At 65.1% G+C, this 17,615-nt stretch carries 16 protein-coding genes; 15 read left to right on the forward strand and 1 reads right to left on the reverse strand.

Features of this window, described 5'->3' with window-relative positions:
- The first annotated feature begins 17 nt into the window (after positions 1-17).
- The 14 genes from HGQ17_RS10850 (at position 18) to HGQ17_RS10915 (ending at position 16,496) form a co-directional block, all read left to right on the forward strand.
- Positions 18-1,172 carry a M20 family metallopeptidase gene (locus tag HGQ17_RS10850; RefSeq protein ID WP_168887961.1) on the forward strand — a complete coding sequence of 385 codons (1,155 nt, stop codon included), beginning with the start codon at positions 18-20 and terminating at the stop codon, positions 1,170-1,172.
- A complete protein-coding gene (locus HGQ17_RS10855; protein ID WP_168887962.1) occupies positions 1,169-1,993 on the forward strand; it encodes a hypothetical protein in 825 nt (274 codons plus the stop codon). Before HGQ17_RS10850 ends, HGQ17_RS10855 begins: the two co-directional genes overlap by 4 nt.
- A gap of 130 nt (positions 1,994-2,123) precedes the next feature.
- Positions 2,124-3,626, forward strand: coding sequence for a CoA-acylating methylmalonate-semialdehyde dehydrogenase (locus tag HGQ17_RS10860; RefSeq protein ID WP_168887963.1), 1,503 nt, complete (start codon positions 2,124-2,126; stop codon positions 3,624-3,626).
- A 29-nt stretch (positions 3,627-3,655) separates the two neighbouring features.
- Positions 3,656-4,786: a zinc-binding dehydrogenase gene (locus HGQ17_RS10865; RefSeq protein WP_168887964.1), complete on the forward strand. Its 1,131-nt coding sequence runs from the start codon at positions 3,656-3,658 to the stop codon at positions 4,784-4,786.
- A gap of 79 nt (positions 4,787-4,865) precedes the next feature.
- Entirely contained in the window at positions 4,866-5,687 is an 822-nt protein-coding gene (locus tag HGQ17_RS10870) for an IclR family transcriptional regulator domain-containing protein (RefSeq protein ID WP_168887965.1), read from the forward strand.
- A gap of 145 nt (positions 5,688-5,832) precedes the next feature.
- Complete coding sequence (locus HGQ17_RS10875) at positions 5,833-6,579, forward strand: 3-oxoacid CoA-transferase subunit A (RefSeq protein ID WP_168887966.1); 747 nt, start codon at positions 5,833-5,835, stop codon at positions 6,577-6,579.
- A 2-nt stretch (positions 6,580-6,581) separates the two neighbouring features.
- Positions 6,582-7,226 carry a 3-oxoacid CoA-transferase subunit B gene (locus tag HGQ17_RS10880; RefSeq protein ID WP_168887967.1) on the forward strand — a complete coding sequence of 215 codons (645 nt, stop codon included), beginning with the start codon at positions 6,582-6,584 and terminating at the stop codon, positions 7,224-7,226.
- A gap of 41 nt (positions 7,227-7,267) precedes the next feature.
- Positions 7,268-8,416 (forward strand): glycerate kinase, encoded by a 1,149-nt coding sequence (locus HGQ17_RS10885; protein WP_168887968.1) that lies wholly within the window; start codon positions 7,268-7,270, stop codon positions 8,414-8,416.
- A gap of 211 nt (positions 8,417-8,627) precedes the next feature.
- Complete coding sequence (locus tag HGQ17_RS10890) at positions 8,628-10,187, forward strand: ABC transporter substrate-binding protein (protein WP_229503492.1); 1,560 nt, start codon at positions 8,628-8,630, stop codon at positions 10,185-10,187.
- A 4-nt stretch (positions 10,188-10,191) separates the two neighbouring features.
- The gene (locus HGQ17_RS10895; RefSeq protein ID WP_168887969.1) at positions 10,192-11,175 is read left to right on the forward strand and encodes an ABC transporter permease; all 984 of its coding nucleotides are present in this window, start codon (positions 10,192-10,194) and stop codon (positions 11,173-11,175) included.
- Positions 11,175-12,056 carry an ABC transporter permease gene (locus HGQ17_RS10900; protein ID WP_168887970.1) on the forward strand — a complete coding sequence of 294 codons (882 nt, stop codon included), beginning with the start codon at positions 11,175-11,177 and terminating at the stop codon, positions 12,054-12,056. The genes HGQ17_RS10895 and HGQ17_RS10900 overlap by 1 nt, the downstream gene beginning before the upstream one ends.
- Before the next feature lie 20 nt (positions 12,057-12,076).
- Entirely contained in the window at positions 12,077-13,726 is a 1,650-nt protein-coding gene (locus tag HGQ17_RS10905) for a dipeptide ABC transporter ATP-binding protein (protein ID WP_168887971.1), read from the forward strand.
- A gap of 58 nt (positions 13,727-13,784) precedes the next feature.
- On the forward strand, positions 13,785-15,863 hold the full coding sequence (locus HGQ17_RS10910) for a CocE/NonD family hydrolase (protein ID WP_229503493.1): 2,079 nt from the start codon (positions 13,785-13,787) through the stop codon (positions 15,861-15,863).
- Between the two features lie 30 nt (positions 15,864-15,893).
- Positions 15,894-16,496, forward strand: a complete 603-nt coding sequence (locus HGQ17_RS10915) for a TetR/AcrR family transcriptional regulator (RefSeq protein WP_168887972.1) — start codon at positions 15,894-15,896, stop codon at positions 16,494-16,496.
- A 42-nt stretch (positions 16,497-16,538) separates the two neighbouring features.
- On the opposite strand, the gene HGQ17_RS10920 is transcribed toward HGQ17_RS10915, so the two are convergent.
- The gene (locus HGQ17_RS10920; protein WP_168887973.1) at positions 16,539-17,276 is read right to left on the reverse strand and encodes a GntR family transcriptional regulator; all 738 of its coding nucleotides are present in this window, start codon (positions 17,274-17,276) and stop codon (positions 16,539-16,541) included.
- A gap of 93 nt (positions 17,277-17,369) precedes the next feature.
- Here HGQ17_RS10920 and HGQ17_RS10925 point away from each other — a divergent pair, with 93 nt between their 5' ends.
- Positions 17,370-17,609: a CopG family transcriptional regulator gene (locus tag HGQ17_RS10925; protein WP_168887974.1), complete on the forward strand. Its 240-nt coding sequence runs from the start codon at positions 17,370-17,372 to the stop codon at positions 17,607-17,609.
- Positions 17,610-17,615: the final 6 nt, after the last annotated feature.

The raw sequence follows: 17,615 nt of genomic DNA on the forward strand, positions 1-17,615 counted from the left end.
TGGGTAGAGTTACACCCATGCCTGTCATTTCACCGAATCTGCTGAAAACCACCGAGTCACGCATGGATCAGATCCTGGCTGACATCCAGCGACTCATCGAAGTGGAGACTCCCTCGGAGAACAAAGAGGCAGTCGCCCGCGGCGCAGAGGTGGTCGCCGATCTCATCAAGGAACGCCTCGGTGAGGAGCCCGACGTCGTCGTCGTCGATGGTGTCACCCACCTGCGGCTGCGTTACGGGGTTCCCAAGCCCAAAGTGGTGCTGATCAACCACCAGGACACAGTCTGGCCCACCGGGACGCTGAAGCGGATCCCGTTCAGCAATGATGGTGAGAAACTGCGCGGCCCCGGTGTCTTCGACATGCTCACCGGGGTGGTGATGTCCATCCACGCAGCCAAGCTGCTCGCTGATGCCGGCCACTCCCTCTACGGGCTCTCCATTGTCATCACCGGTGATGAGGAGCTGGGCTCGATCAGCTCCAAGGACCTCCTGCTGGATGAATCCGCTGAGGCCCGGGCCGCCTTCGTCATGGAGGGCGCCCTGGACACTTCTTTGAAGGTCGCCCGTAAAGGCACCTCCAACTACACCGTCGCCGTCCACGGTGTGGCCTCCCACGCTGGGCTCGACCCGGAGAAGGGCGTCAACGCCGGTATCGCCCTGGGGCTGCTGCTGCCCGAGATCGCCGCGCTGGGCGATCCAGCCCTGGGCACCACGGTGACCCCCACCGTTCTCGAAGGCGGTAACACCACCAACACCGTGCCCGACTACGCCCAGGTGGTCGTCGATGCCCGGGCCTCCACGATCGCTGAGCAGGAGCGGGTCGATGAGCAGATCCGCGCCCTGACCTCCCCGATGACCGGTGCAACCGTTGAGGTCACCGGTGGGATCAACCGCCCACCCATGGAGCGCAGCTCCGCCCAGACCCTGTTCACCCGGGCTGAGAAGGTCGCCGGTGCCCTGGGCATCGAGACCCCCACGGCAGCCGAGGTTGGCGGGGCCTCCGACGGCAACTTCACCGCCGCAGCCGGTATCCCCACCCTGGACGGCATGGGCGCCTGCGGTGCAGGAGCCCATGCTGAGCATGAGCACGCCCTGGTGGACTACATCGCCCCCCGCACCGCCCTGCTGGCCGGGATGATCGCAGCCCACCTGGACCCGCCTGCCGCCGGATGAACCAGCACGCCGCACCAGCCTCGGAGGTGGAGGTCCGCACTCTGCACAGCGCAGCGGAGATGACCGAAGCCGCCGAGGTGCTGGCTGAGATCTGGAGCCCCGGCGGCACCGGAGAGGCCCCCATGGAGCCGGGGCTGCTGATCGCCATGGAGCATGCCGGCAACTATGTCTCGGCCGCCTTCAGCCAGGACCAGATGATCGGTGCCACCGCCGGGTTCTTCGGTGCTCCCGACTCCGCGGGCCGCAGCTGGATGATGCACTCCCATATCGCCGGGGTGCTGCCTGCCCACCAGGGACTGGGGGCAGGGGCTGCGATGAAACAGCACCAGCGCCAATGGTGCCTGCAGCGCGGGGTCACCGTCATGGAGTGGACCTTTGATCCGCTGATCACCCGCAATGCCCGGTTCAACCTGCACACCCTCGGCGCCCAGCTGGTGGAGTACCTACCGCATTTCTACGGGCAGATGCGCGATGCCACTAACGCCGGCCAGGGCAGCGACCGGGCACTGATCCGCTGGCAGCTGGATGCCCCGACCCCCGGTGCTGAGCCGGAACCAGGGCTGGTGCTGCTGAACATCGACGACGACGGCGTCCCCGTCCCAGCCCACGGCAGTACAGAGCAGATGCTGGCGGCGGCAGCCGATTACGACGTCGTCGGACTTTCGGTCCCGAAGAGCATCCCCCAGCTGCGCGCTGAACGCCCGGAGGCCTCGGCAGCCTGGCGCAGCGCTCTGCGAGAGGCGATGCACCCGCTGATGGAGGCTGGCTGGAAGGTCTGCGGTATGACCCCGAAGGGTATGTACCTCCTTCAACGTGGGTAGTCAGCAGCGAGAATTCAGTGCTCTGGATCACATGTCTGGGCATTTGTCTTGACAAATACCTGGGGTGCCGAGAACAGTGGTGTCTGTATTCGACCTGAACCACCGCTGTAGCCACAGGAGAGCACCCTCAATGAGCATCACTGAGATCAACCACTGGATCAACGGCGCCGAAGACCCCGGTCAGGGTCAGCGCCGCACCGATGTGTACAACCCCGCCACCGGTGAGGTCACCGGCAGCCTCCACCTCGCCGATGCCCAGGATCTGGAGCGTGCGGTGACCATCGCCCGCGAGGCTGCCGACAGCTGGTCCGAGGTCTCCATGTCCAAGCGGATGGCGGTGATGTTCAAATTCCGCGAACTCATCCACGCCCACACCCAGGACCTGGCCAAGATCATCACCGCCGAACACGGCAAAGTGCTCTCCGATGCCGCCGGTGAGGTCGGCCGTGGCCTGGAAGTTGTCGAATTCGCCTGCGCCCTGCCGCAGACCCTCAAGGGCGAATACTCCGACCAGTTCTCCTCCGGAATCGACGTCTACTCCTTCCGCCAGCCCCTCGGCGTGGTCGCCGGGATCACTCCCTTCAACTTCCCCGCCATGGTGCCGCTGTGGATGGCGCCGCTGGCCATCGCCACTGGCAACACCTTCATCCTCAAGCCCTCCGAGCGCGATCCCTCCGCCGCCCTGCTGCTGGCCAAACTCTTCAAAGAGGCCGGCCTGCCCGACGGTGTCTTCCAGGTGCTGCACGGAGATAAAGAAACAGTCGACGGGCTGCTGCGCCACGAACTGGTCGACGGCATCTCCTTCGTCGGCTCCACCCCGATCGCCAAATACGTCTACGAAACTGGCCTCGCCCACGGCAAACGCGTCCAGGCCCTCGGCGGTGCAAAGAACCACGCAGTGGTCATGCCCGATGCCGACCTCGATCTGGCTGCAGATCACCTCTCCGCAGCAGCCTTCGGCTCCGCCGGCGAACGCTGCATGGCCATCTCCGTGGCTGTGGCCGTCGGGGATGCTGCAGACGACCTCGTGGCCAAGCTCCGCCAGCGCGCCGAGGACATCAAGGTCGGCGAAGGAACCCAGGACGATGTCGAAATGGGCCCGCTGATCACGCCGGCCTCCCAGGACCGGGTCAAGCGCCTGGTGACCGAGGCAGAACAGGCCGGAGCCGCCGTCGTCGTCGATGGTCGCGAACTGGTGGTCGAAGGACGCGAAGAGGGCTTCTTCGTCGGCCCCACCGTGCTGGACAAGGTCAAAGAACAGATGAGCGCCTACCAGGAGGAGATCTTCGGCCCCGTACTCGCGGTGGTCCGGGTCGAGACCCTGCAGGATGCGATCAAACTGATCAACGCCAACCCCTACGGCAACGGCACCGCAATCTTCACCGGCTCCGGCAATGCCGCCCGGACCTTCAAACGCGGGGTCACCGTGGGCATGGTTGGAGTCAATGTGCCGATCCCGGTCCCGGCAGCCCAGCACAGCTTCGGCGGCTGGAAGGACTCCCTCTTCGGCGACCTCCACATCTACGGACCCGACGGCGTGAAGTTCTACACCCGCGGCAAGGTCATCACCGAGCGGTGGCCGCATGAGAACGACGAGGTCGCCGCCTCCATGAACTTCCCCTCCCATGATTGAGCCGGTGGACTGAGGAAAGGAACGCGCAGATGCCAGAGGCCGCCTCATTCGTTCTCGAGACCGGGGTTGAGCAGCCCGATGCCCACACCCTGCACCCGGACACCATCACCGTGGCCGAACCCAAGGAGCAGGAAGTGCTCATCGAGGTCGCAGCCTGCGGGGTATGCCACACCGACCTCCACGTGATCAAAGACGAGGTGGCCTTCCCCAAACCGGCAGTGCTGGGCCATGAGGTCTCCGGCATCGTCCGTGAGGTCGGCCCGGGGGTCAGCCATGTGGTCCCCGGGGACCGGGTGGCCTGCAGTTTCATCATGCCCTGCGGGGACTGTCGGCACTGCGCCAAGGGCCTGGAGGACATCTGCGAGAACTTCTTCAACCACAACCGGCTCGGCGGCAACCTCTACGACGGCACCAGCCGGCTGAGCCGCAACGGGGAGCCGATCGCCATGTACTCCATGGCCGGCCACGGCACATACTGCGTGGTCCCCTCCCGCGCAGTCTTCGCCCTGCCCGAGACCGTTCCACTGGCCGATGCCGCGGTGCTGGGCTGCAGCCTCTTCACCGGATACGGGGCGGTCAACACCGTCGCCTCAGTCCAGCCCGGGGAGACTGTGGCTGTCATCGCCGCCGGGGGAGTGGGGCTGAGCATCATCCACCTGGCCCGGGCCGCCGGTGCCGAGCGGGTCATCGCCATCGATATCGATGACGAGAAGCTCGCCCTGGCCCAGGAGCTCGGGGCAACTGATGTAATCAACTCCGCTGAGACCGACCCCGTGGAAGGCGTTACCGAATTGCTCGGTCATGGGGTCGACGTCGCCTTCGAAGCCCTGGGCTCAGTGCCGACCGTACGCCTGGCAGTCGATATCCTCGACGACGGCGGGCGGGCAGTGCTGGCCGGAATCGCACCGGTGGGTCACACCATGGATGTGGATATCACCAAGGTCGTGCGCCGGAAACTGCGGATTCTGGGATCCTTCGGTGCCCCGGCCTCCACCGCAATGCCCGAGGTCATCCGCCTAGCCGCCGAGGGCAAGATCGACCTCGAGAAACTGATCACCCACCGGTTCGCCTTCGAGGAGACCGGACAGGCCTACCAACTGCTCAACGAACGCAAGATCCTCGGCCGCGGACTCATCGAAACCAACCCCGCCCTGAGCTGAGCCGGCTCCCGCCTGCTTACCCTCGGGCTGAGTTCGACAGCGGGTGGGGGCTATCGTCTGCGCACATAGAATCAGGGACATGAGCGAAGAGGAGCCCAGCGGCCAGGGGCGCAATGAGTTCGTCCGATCCCTCTCCACCGGATTGGATGTGCTGGAGGCCTTCACCTCCACCGACCCCCGGCTGACCCTGACCGAGGTGGCCAAAAAGGCGGGCATCAGCAGGGCCACCGCCCGCCGGATGCTGCTGACCCTGGTCGAGCGGGGCTTCGCCTATACCGATGGCCGCAGCTTCGAACTCACCCCACGGGTACTGGGCCTGGGGCACGGCTACTGGTCCGGCCGCAGCTGGCATGAACTGCTCCAGCCAGCCCTGCGCGAACTCTCCGAAGAGTTGAATGAATCCTGCTCGGCGGGGATCCTCATCGACGACGACGTCATGTACGTTTCCCGGGTGCACACGCGCCGCATTATGCGCATCGACCTCGGCCTCGGCACCCGGCTGCCGGCCTTCGCCACTTCTATGGGACGGGTCCTGTTGGCCGAATTGGATGATGCCGCGCTGGCCGGCCGAGTCGAGACCATGCAGCGTGAACAGCTCACTCCGCATACCCTCACCTCCGCGGACCGGCTCGTCGAAGCCATCCAGAATGTCCGGCAGGAAGGCAGCGCCCTGGTGGACCAGGAGCTGGAACTGGGACTTCGCTCCGCGGCGGTGCCCGTCCGCGACTCCCAGGGCCGGGCAGTTGTCGCGATCAACACCTCCATGTCGGCAGGAGCCGAATCCGTGGCTGAAACCACCGAACGGGTCATCCCGGCACTGAAGGACTGTGCCGAGCGGGTTGAGACCATGATCCGCTCCCTGGGCAAAGACTTCGACAGCCTCACTGGCAACGCACACTGAGCACTGTCTTCTCAACCACGCTTTCTCAATCCCGTGAGGGGCGCGGCCTCTCCGGGGTGACTCTTTCCAACTTTGGGCACTCGGGCTTAGACTCACAAGTATTCACGAACAGAAGTTCGCACAGTGAACATTCTTGGAGGTCGATATGCCAGAGATCGCTGAAACTGCCGCCGAGGCAGTATCGGCAGTCCACAGCGGAGCCACCGTACTGCTGGGTGGCTTCGGCAATGCGGGGCAGCCGATGGAACTCATCGACGCACTCTTGGACTCCGAGGCGACCGATCTCACTGTGGTCAACAACAATGCAGGTCAGGCCGATGCGGGGCTGGCCCTTCTGATCAAAGAACGCCGGGTGAAGAAGATCATCTGCTCCTTCCCCCGGCAGGCCGACTCCCGGCACTTCGATGAGGCCTACCGGGCCGGAGAGATCGAACTGGAACTGGTTCCCCAGGGCAATCTCGCCGAACGCATGCGAGCAGCAGGGGCCGGCATCGGAGCCTTCTACACCCCCACCGCCTATGGCACCGCCCTGGCCGAGGGCAAGGAAACCCGCGAGATCAACGACCGCAACTATGTCCTCGAATACGCCCTACCCGGGGATGTCGCGCTGATCAAAGCCCTCTACGCCGATGAAACTGGCAACCTCGTCTACCGCAAGACCGCCCGGAACTTCGGGCCCGTGATGGCCGCAGCCGCCGCCCATACGGTGGTCCAGGTCGAAGAACTGTTACCGGCCGGAGCCTTGGCCCCCGAGGCAGTGGTTACCCCCGGGCTCTTCGTGGACACCGTGACGGTTATCGGCACCGACTCCGGAACTGCCGCAGCCAAAGAACACCACCCCGCGCTGCGCAGCCAAGGATCGAAGACCACCACCGCCGCCGAAGGAGCGTGACCATGAACCAGGGATTGAGTCGGGAAGAGATCGCCCAACTGGTGGCCAGGGATATCGCACCGGGGACCTTCGTAAACCTCGGCATCGGCCAGCCCACCACGGTGGCCGACTACCTCAGGGCCGATCAGGGCATCACCCTGCACACTGAAAACGGCATGCTGGGCATGGGACCCCAAGCGGCACCCGATGAGACCGATCCCGATCTGGTCAACGCTGGCAAAGTCCCGGTGACCGAACTGCCCGGGGCCAGCTATTTCCACCACGCCGACTCATTCGCCATGATGCGCGGGGGCCACCTCGATGTCTGTGTACTGGGTGCCTTCCAGGTCTCGGCCACCGGGGGTCTGGCCAATTGGTCCACCGGTGAACCCGATGCCATCCCGGCCGTAGGCGGAGCAATGGATCTGGCCATCGGTGCCAAAGAGGTCTTCGTGATGATGAGCCTCTTCACCAAGGACGGCACACCCAAACTCGTCCCCGAATGCACCTATCCGGTGACCGGCTTAGGCTGTGTCACCCGGGTCTACACCAACTACGGAATCTTCCACATCGACGACGACGGCGAGCGTCGTCGTCCCCGTCTTGTTGAGGCATATGGGCTCAGTGCTGAAGAGATCCACAACCGTCTGGATGTGGAGCTGGTGTGAGCTGGCCGACGACTGCGCGGATTTCTGGATAGTCTGCAGATATGAAGATCGTCTGCGCCCCGGATTCCTTCAAAGGCTCGGTCACCGCTGCTGAAGCTGCCGCCGCAATGGCCGATGGCGCGGCCGAGGTATTCGGCGGCGCGGAGATCCACCAGCTGCCCTTCGCCGATGGGGGAGAGGGCACCCTGGAGGCCCTGCTCTCCGTATGGGAACAGCAGGCCGAAGAGGTGGAGGTGGTCGATGCCATCGGGCGCAAGACCACCGCCCGATACGGCGTCTCCCCTGATGGGCGCACCGCCATTATTGAGGCCGCTGAGGCCAATGGACTGCCTCAGGTCTCCGATGTGGAACTGCAGCCCCTGCGCGCAGACACCTATGGGGTGGGGCTGATCGCCCAGCATGTCCTGCAGACCCCCGAGGTTGAAGAGATCCTACTGTGTATCGGTGGATCAGCCACCACCGATGGCGGAACCGGCATCCTGCGTGCCCTCGGGGTGCAGTTCCAGGATGAGAGCGGTGAGCAGGTGGCCCCTGGTGGAGAGGGCCTGGGTGAGATCGCCCAGATCACCCTCGATAACCTCAACCCCCGGGCCACTGAGGTGCGGTGGAAAATCGCAGTGGATGTGGACAACCCACTGACCGGGCCACGGGGTGCGGCTGCGGTCTTCGGCCCGCAGAAGGGTGCCGGCGAGGCTGAAATTGAGACTCTCGATGCCGGGCTTGGGGCGCTCGCCGAAGCCCTGGCCGCCACTACAGGCGCCGATGCTGAGGACTATCGGAAAGCTGAGGGTTATGGTGCCGCCGGAGGATTGCCGGTGAGCCTGGTCAGCCTCCTGGGTGCCGAAGTTCTGCCCGGTTCGGCCATGGTTGCCGAAACTGTGGGCCTGGCCGAGACTCTGGCCGATGCGGACCTGGTCTTCACCGGGGAAGGACGCCTGGATTCTCAGTCGCTGGGCGGCAAAGTTGTTGACGCCGTGGCTTCCCGCTCCCCGGAGAATGCCACAGTGGTCGTCATCGCCGGAGCAGTGCAACTGAGTCCTGCCGAGACCCGGGCGGCAGGGATCAGCGCCGCCTTCTCCATCGCCCCCGGAGCAGCCACCCTCAGCGAGCTGCAGGAGAACTCCGCCGAACTCATCCAGCACACCGCAGCCCAGGTCTGCGGAGCACTGAAAGCCGCCGGTCTCCACTGATCCCCGCCCTCTGTTACAGAGGGTGACATTAAGCCTGTTTCCACTGGTCGGGGCCGTTTCTGCGCGTCTTCAAGCCCGAGAATTCGCTGATCGACTTAGGCCTGAGCTGACTATCCGTGATAATCGTTTAAGTGAACGATTAGTTCACAGTACCTGCACCAACGTGGTACCAACTCGCACGAGAGAGTCTGACTTCACAAGGAGTAAGTGGTTGTCTACACGCCTATCGCGGCGCGCGATGCTCGGCGGATCGCTGGGCGCGCTCGCGGCAATGTCACTGTCGGCCTGCGGGGTCCAAGCTCCCATGAGCATCCCCCAGCAGGCCCGCACCGGGACCCCCTCACCCGGCGGGACCATGCGCATCGCCCGCCCCGCCGCCTCCGCGGCCGAAACCCTGGACTCCGCCAGCTCCCTGGGCGCCTATGAATACCTCGGTGCCCTTTTCAATCGCCTGGTGAAGATGGACGAAGAAGGCCAAACCGTCCCCGATCTCGCCGATGACTGGGAATCCGACGCCTCAGCCCTCGTTTGGACCTTCCACCTACGCGGCGGCGTGCGCTTCCACGACGGCAAAGAACTCACCGCCGAAGACGTCGTCTACAGCATCCGCCACGTCCTGGACCCCGATGTGGGCTCACCCCAGGCCGGCACCCTGGAATCGATGTTCGGCCCCGATGACGTCACCGCAGTCGATAAGCACACCGTGCGCTTCTCCCTGCAGACCGCCAATGCCGAATTCCCCTCCCTGCTGACCAGCTACCACTGCTACATCATCCCGGAGGGCTCAGCCGCAGAGATCGGGCGCACCGGAGTGGGCACCGGACCCTTCAAGCTGGAGTCCTACACTCCGGCAGGAGCCGGCGTCGTCGTCGCCAATGAGGACTACTTCGAGGGCCGGCCGGTACTGGACCGCATCGAGTTTTACTCCATCCAGGACACCACCGCCCGGGTCAATGCGCTGTTGGCCGGACAGGTTGACCTCATCGCCCAGACCAACCTCGACCACCCCACCGCCCGAGTGGTCACCGGCACCGAGGGCACCACCGTGGCCCGGATGGAGAACGCCCAGTGGTACACCATCCCGATGCTCTACACCTCCGATGAATTCAGTGACGTCCGGGTCCGGCAGGCGATGAAACACGCCTATGACCCGCAGTCGCTGCTGCAGACCGCATTGCAGGGTGAAGGCGATGCCGGCTGGGACAATCCGGTGCCCCCGGGGCTGGCAGGACGCCTGGAGCACAACCGGGAATACGATCCCGAACGTGCCAAGTCTCTGCTGGCCGAGGCCGGTATGGAAGGCTTCAGCACTAGGCTCTACACCTCCTCCTACGAGGCCAACCTCACCCCGATCGCCACCGCCCACGCCGACCAGGCCGCTGAGGCGGGAATCGACCTGCAGATCACCAATGTCTCGGCCGATTCCTACTACACCGAGACCTGGATGCAGGTGCCGTTGATGGTCAGCTACTTCGCCACCGGCCGGCCCCTGGACCAGCTGCTGAACCAGATCTTCCGCACCGGTTCCGGTTACAACGAATCCGCCTGGGCCAATGAAGACTTCGACAACCTGCTCGATGACGCCCGGGCAGATGTCAACGAATCCAGCCGCATGCAGAAGTACATGGACGCCCAGCAGCTGATCATCGACGAAAGCCCCCATATGACCCCCATCTTCGGGGACCGGCTGGTGGGACTCTCCGAGAAGGTGGTCAACTACCGCGAGTTCAGCTTCGAATTCGACTACCTCAACATCGGATTGGAGGACTGAACCCATGGCCACCTTCATCCTTCGCCGCCTGCTGACCGGCCTGGTGACCCTGCTGATCGCTTCCTTCCTGGTCTACTTCGCCACCGCAGCCCTGCCCGGCGACGTCGCCCAACAGCTTCTCGGGCAGGACGCCACCGAAGAGGCCGTGGCCGCGATGCGCGAAGAGCTCGGCATCGAGCAGTCGGTCTGGCTCGGCTACCTTAGCTGGCTTGGCGGAATCATCACCGGCGACTTCGGAACCTCCCTGGTCAGCCAGGAACCGGTATCCGAGATAGTCTTCGGCGCCTTCGGCAATACCCTGCTGATCGCAGTGCCAGCCATTCTGATCGGCGTCGTGCTCTCCGTTCTGCTGGGTGTGATTGCCGCAGTTCGCCGCGGCCGGGCCGCTGACTCCGGTATCTCAGTGGGAACCCTGGTGGCGATGAGCATCCCCGAATTCGTCATCGCGACCCTGCTGGTGCTCATCTTCGCCATCGCCCTGCCGGTCTTCCCAGCCGTGGTGCTCAGCGGCAGCGAGGCCACCCTGGGCGAACTGCTGCCGGCCATCTGGCTGCCGATCATCACCCTGGTGCTGGCCATGGCCGCCTATATTGTGCGGGCCACCCGCTCCTCCACCATCGACATGATGGCCGGAGAATTCGCCCGCACCGCTGAGCTCAAAGGCCTGCGCCGCCGCCAGGTGCTCACCCGCCATGTGGTGCCCAATGCGCTGCTGCCGGTACTGCCGGTGATCGCCATCAACATCGCCTGGCTGATGGGCGGGGTCGTCGTCGTGGAATCGATCTTCAACTACCCCGGTATGGGCGCGCTGATGATCGAATCCGTCTCCACCCGGGACCTGCCGGTGCTGCAGGCCATCGCCATCATCACCGCCGTGGTCTACGTACTGGCCAACCTCGCCGCTGACCTCCTGTCAATGATCATCGACCCACGTCAGCGCCGCACCTCCGGCACCGTGTCCGCCAAGACCACTGAGGAGGCCGCCTGATGAGCACCGAGGCAACCCCGCAGCAGGACCCCCAGAGCACAGTGGCCAAGAAACCACGACGCCGCCTGCTCACCACCACCGGCGTAGGTCTGGTCATGGTCGGGCTCACCGTACTCATCGCGGTGCTCTCCCCATGGCTGACCCCCTACAGCGCAACGGCCACCAACGCCCATATCGCCTTGATGGGGCCCAGTGCCGAACACTGGCTGGGCACCGACCAATACGGCCGCGATGTGCTCACCCGCACTCTCGAAGGCGGCCGGTACGCATTGCTGGTGGCCTTCCTATCCACCACAATCGCGGTGGTCATCGGCACTCTCATCGGCGCGGTGGCCGCCTATGCCGAAGGCTGGCTGGACGAGATCATCAGCCGGGTCATGGACGCGGTGCTGTCGGTGCCGGCAGTGCTGGCCATGCTGCTGATCGTCACCGTCTTCGGCCAAGGCCTGTGGGTGATCGTCCTGGCAGTCGCCGTGGTCTATGTTCCCGCAGTGGCCCGAGTGGTGCGCGGTGCAGCCCGCCCGGTGGCCAACTCCGGCTATGTCACCGCCGCCAGGGCACGGGGCGAGCGCGGCCTGCCGATCATCATCCGCGAAATCCTGCCCAATGTCCGCGACACCGTCATGGTCGAATTCGCCATGCGCGCCTCCTGGGTCATCCTCCTGGTCTCGACCCTGTCCTTCCTGGGCTTCGGCGCCAACCCGCCGACCCCTGACTGGGGACTGATGGTCGAGGAGAACCGCACCGCACTGACCGTGGCCCCACTGGGCACGGTTGCCCCCATCGTCTCCCTGGCCATCCTGGTGGTCGGAGTGAACCTGGCCGCCGATGGGCTGGCCAAACGCATGGGTGTTGACCGAGCAGCCAGGGCCGCCGGATGAGCGAGGAGAGAACAGCTTCGATGAGTACACAACCGACAGAACAGACTGAAACCCCCGTCGTCGAAGTGGAGGGGCTGTCCATCTCCTACTCCGCCGGGACCCGGATGGTGCCGGTGACCCGAGAGGTCAGCTTCACCCTGGCCGCCGGTGAGACCGTGGCCCTGGTCGGCGAATCCGGTTCCGGCAAAACCACCGTGGCCACCTCACTGCTGGGCGCGCTGCGCCCCGGATCCCAGATAGTCAACGGGGCCGTTCGGATCGAAGGCGAGGATGTCTTCGCCCTCGATGCCGAGAAGCTCCGGGCCCTACGCGGGGGCCGAGTCGCCCTGGTCGCTCAGAACGCCGGGCACGCCCTGACCCCCTCCATGCGTGTGGGCACCCAGATCGCCGAGGCACTGGCAGCCCACGGGCTCGACTCCTCTGCCGAGAAGGTCCAACAGCTGGGCCGCCGGGTCCACCTCGACGACCCCGAACTGCTGCGCCGCTACCCCCATGAGCTCTCCGGCGGTCAGCAGCAGCGGGTCGCCATCGCCATGGCCATCGCCGCCGAACCCAAGGTGCTGGTCCTCGATGAGCCCACCACCGCCCTGGATGTGATCACCCAGCGGGCCATCCTGGACCTCATCGCCGAACTGCGCGCCGAACTGGGCGTGGCCGTGGTCCTGGTCAGCCATGACCTCGGGGTGGTCGCCGAGATCGCCGATACCTCCCTGGTGATGCAGGACGGCGATGTGGTCGAAACTGGGCCTACTGCGGAGGTGCTCTCCGCCCCGGCCCATGAATACACCCGCAAACTGGTTGCAGCCGCCCCGAAACTCAAGACCGGTGGGGCCGCCTCCACCAGCACGGAACCGGGTTCAGTCGAACCCCTGCCAGCCACCGAACCCGTACTGAGCTGCCAGGGGCTGTCCATCCGGTACAAACGCTCCGCCCCGCTGGCGGTGGATGGTTTCGCCGCAGAGATCGGTGAGGGCCAGACCCTGGCCGTGGTCGGCCAGTCCGGCTCCGGGAAGTCCACAGTGGCCGCCGCCCTGGCCGGACTGCTGCCAGCTGAACGGGGAACGATCAGCTTCAGCACCACCGCGGGTGAGGGAGAAGGCGCTGACCTGCTGAAACCAGCCGGCAAACGCAGCCTCGAAACCCGGCGCGCAGTGCAGCTGGTCTTCCAGAACGCCGATCTCGCACTGAACCCCCGGCGAACTGTCGGCGATGCCATCGCCCGCCCACTGAAGTACTTCTCAGTGGCCAAAAGCCGCAGCGAGATCCAGGATCGGGTCGGCGCCCTGCTGGAAGAGGTCGGCCTGGACCCCAGCTACGCCCGGCGGCTGCCCGCCCAGCTCTCCGGAGGCCAGCGCCAGCGCATAGGTATCGCCCGGGCCCTGGCGGCCGAACCCCGGTTGCTGATCGCCGATGAGATCACCACCGCCCTGGACGTCTCAGTCCAGGCCGAGGTTCTCGACCTGCTCGCCGATCTCCAAAAGCGCCGGGGCCTGAGCTGCCTGTTCATCAGCCACGACCTGGCAGTAGTCCAGCGGGTGGCTGATCACGTGGTGGTCATGAAGGACGGCGTCGTCGTCGAACAGGGGCCGGTGGAGACCATCCTTACCTACCCGCAGCAGCCCTATACCCGGCAGCTGCTGGAGGCCACTGTCCATATCGACGCCGCCTAAGCCGCCTGAACCAGCGCCCCACCCCGAGACTTTCGCCACCACTTTTGAAAGGACAGCGTTGAGCTCCCCGCTGACCCCCGATGCCGAGGGCATCATCGATCTGGACCCCGACAGCTACCTCCTCCGCGATTTCTGGATCCCGATGCCCGACGGCGTCGAACTGCACGCCCGGGCCTGGATGCCCACCGATATTGATGAGAAACCTGCGCCGGTGCTGCTGGAGTACCTGCCCTACCGGCTGGATGACTGGACCTCAGTGCGGGATACCGAACGGCATCCCTTCTACGCAGCCCACGGCTATGTCTCCGTCCGGGTCGATATCCGCGGCACCGGAAGCTCCCAGGGCCACTTCGCCGATGAATACTCCCAAGACGAGCTCGACGACGGCGAAGAGGTCATCCGCTGGCTGACCAGCCAGCCCTGGAGCACCGGAAAACTGGGCATGTTCGGCATCTCCTGGGGTGGATTCAACTCCCTGCAGCTGGCCGAGCGGGGAGTGCCCGGCCTCGATGCCATCGTCACCGTGTGCTCCACCGATGACCGCTACGACAACGATGTCCACTACATCGGCGGGGCCATGCTGGGAATTGATATGGCCGCCTGGGCTGGGACCATGCACGCCTTCGCCTCCCGGCCCCCACGCCCGGAGGTTGTGGGGCCTGACTGGAAGCAGATCTGGGCTGATCGCCTGCAGAAACAGCAGCCCCTGGGCCCGCTGTGGATGGGTCACCAGGAACGCGATGACTACTGGAAACGCGGATCCGCCTGCGAGAACTACCCCGGCATCAAGGCCGCGGTCCTCGCCGTGGGCGGCTGGGCCGACCCCTATCACGACACCATTTTCCGGCTGCTGGAGAACCTGGAATCGCCCCGTAAAGCCATCCTGGGTCCCTGGTCGCATCAGTACCCCGACCGCGGACTGGCACCGGGACCCGGTATCGACTTCCTGGGTGAGACCCTGCGCTGGTGGGACCGGTGGCTCAAGGACGAGGACACCGGGGTCGAAAATGACCCCGACCTGCGGGTGTGGATCAACGATTCCGAACCCCCGGCTACCTATTACGAGAACCGGCGCGGCCACTGGGCCGCGGTTTCCCAGTGGCGGCAGGGTCCGGAACCGGCGGTTTACCCCCTGACCGAACTGGCTGATGCCAGTGCAGCCGGCCGGGTGCAGCTGGCCAGTCCTCTGGCCACCGGCCAGGACGCCGGCCGGTTCTTCCCCTTCGGCAACCCCACCGACCTCCCCCCGGATCAGCGGGCCGAGGACGGACGCTCCCGCTGCGTGGACCTCGAGGTGGATCACACCGGGCTTGCCTTCCTCGGTTCACCGAAGGTACGGCTGCGGGTGCGCAGCAGTGGCCGCCGCGGACATATCATCGTCCGGCTCTGCGATATCGCCCCTGATGGGTCCAGTACGCTGATCACCCGCGGGGTGCTGAACCTCATGAAGCGCCATGGCATGGACCGCGCCGATGAGATGCAGCCGGGCCAGTGGGAGGATGTCACCATCGCCCTGGTCTCCGGTGGCTATCGGGTCGCCCCCGGCCACCGGTTGCGGGTCGCAATCTCTGATCAGTACTGGCCCTGGGTCTGGCCCCATGGTGAGAAGTCCCTGATTGAGATCGACGCCAACGCATCGGTTTTGGAGCTGCCGCTCTACGAGTACGACGACGACACTGCCGTGGAGTTCGCCCCCGCACGCCGGGCGAGGTCGCTGCCCATCGGTAAACCCGAGACCTCCGCGGAGGCTGATGCCTCCGACCGGATCGTTCAGTACGACGTCGCTACCGGGGAGACTCTGCTGTCTGTGGACCCCGACTACGGCGGAAGCCGGATCTACCCCGATGGACTGGTGTTCATGGAGGACACCCGGGAGAACTATCGCATCCGGGAGGGTGACCCCACCTCGGCCTCAGCAGAATCAGTATGGACCCTCTCCCTGCAGAATGAGCAGGCGGTGGGTCAGGCAGAGCAGCCCTGGCGGGCGGAGATCCACACCCGCCAGCTGGTTACCGCTGATGCGCAGGAGTATCGGATCCAGAACTGGGTCACCGCCGTGGCCCAGGAGGGTCAGGGGGAGCCCGAGACGTTGGCCGAGCACCACTTCGACACCCGGGTGCCGCGCACCTCGGCCTGAGCACCAGTGAGCATGAGGTAGATATAGAGAATGGCAACTCCACGTCTGTCACCCAGCGACCGGCGTCGCCTCATTGTGGCTGCTGCACGCACCGTGATGCTCAAATCCGGGCTGACCGGGGCCTCCCTGCGGGATATCGCCCAGGCAGCTGATGTCTCTGTGGGGACAGTGACCTATCACTTCCGCAGTGTCAACGAGATCCTGCAAGAAGTGGTCACCCAGGAATCGCAGGGGTTCTATGCCTCCGTGGTGGCAGAGGCCAGGGCAGCCGAAGACCCTCGGAAGGGGCTTCGCGCGTTGATGGAACCGATGTTCGCCGATACCGACACTGTCCGCGAACACTGGAAGATCTGGGCCGACTACTGGGGACTGGTCGGCCGGCGTCCCGAGATCGCTTCAGCCTATGCCGACCAGATCCGGCTCTGGGAGGACGCCTGCACCGAGGTGATCAGCCAGGGTGTGGAGGCCGGAGTCTTCAACGATGTCCCGCCCCGGGAGACGGCCCTGAAACTGGCCGCCTACTCCGATGGGATCGGGGTCCAGCGGGCCCAGTCAGTGCCGAGCCTGGACTCCGAGCGCTCCATCACCTGGATGCTGGAATTCGCCTCTCACCTGCTGGGCTGCGAATTCTGACTCGCGGCCGTCCACCCCGAACCAGCGCTGGTGCAGCAGCGGCTAGTCGTGCATCAGGGTCACATCGAAGGAGTAGAGATCGGCCCGGTAGACATGCCGGCCCAACTCCACCGGGCTGTCCCGGGAGTCCAGAGCGATCCGCTGAACGGTCACCAGGGGCGCGCCCGGTTCAATACCCAGCAACTGGGCCTGAGCCTCGGTGGCGGCTGCCGCCCCCACTGTCTGCTGGGCCATATGGAACTCTACGCCATATCGGCGCAGCACATTGTAGAGACCGTCATGCTCCAGCTCGGCCACCGTCATATCGGCCGCCGTACGGGGGATCCAGTTCTCCATCAGACCCAGGGGGCGCTGGCCGATACTGCGCAGCCGCCGCAGGTGATGCACCTCAGTGCCCTCGGCCAGTCCCAGCAGTTCCCGGGCGTCGTCGTCGGCTGTTGTGACCTCTAGGCTCAGCACCTCAGTCTTCGGCTCGGCCCCGACCTCCTGGAGGTCGTTGTAGAGACTGGAGAGCTTCAGGTTCCGGCGAACCCGCGGCCCCACCACCTGAGTGCCGACCCCGCGGCGGCGGACCACCAGGCCCTCACGGACCAGTTTGTCCATGGCCTGACGGATAGTCGGCCGGGAAATGTTGAACTGATCAGCCAGGGCGATCTCATTGTCCAGCTTGGTGCCGGGGCTCAGTGCACCGTCCCGGATGGCCCGCTCATAGGCCTCAGCGATCTGCAGGTACAGCGGCACGGGGGAACTGCGATCGACCTCGATCTTCAGTTCACCCACCGGGCCTGGGCCTCCCTCACTTATCACCTGTCTGCCTGGGCTTGATAGGCCCAAGTCTGTCACAGCAGGTTATGACACCGGTATCATAACTACATGGGACTGAAGCGCACTACAGTCATGGTCGAGGAGAGCGACCTCGAAACCATCAAGGCTGCCGCTAAACGTGAAGGCCGTGCAGAAGCTGAGTACATCCGCGAGGCCATCCATCTGGCTGCCCTGAATGCGCAGAGTTGGACTGAGCAGGAGTGGGACATCCCCGTTTTCGACTTCGGCCGGGAAGTGACCCAAGCCGAGATCGACACGTCCATCCGAGAATCGATCTCCAATTCGTGATGGTCC

The organism is Nesterenkonia sedimenti, assembly GCF_012641515.1.
GTDB classification, from domain to species: domain Bacteria; phylum Actinomycetota; class Actinomycetes; order Actinomycetales; family Micrococcaceae; genus Nesterenkonia; species Nesterenkonia sedimenti.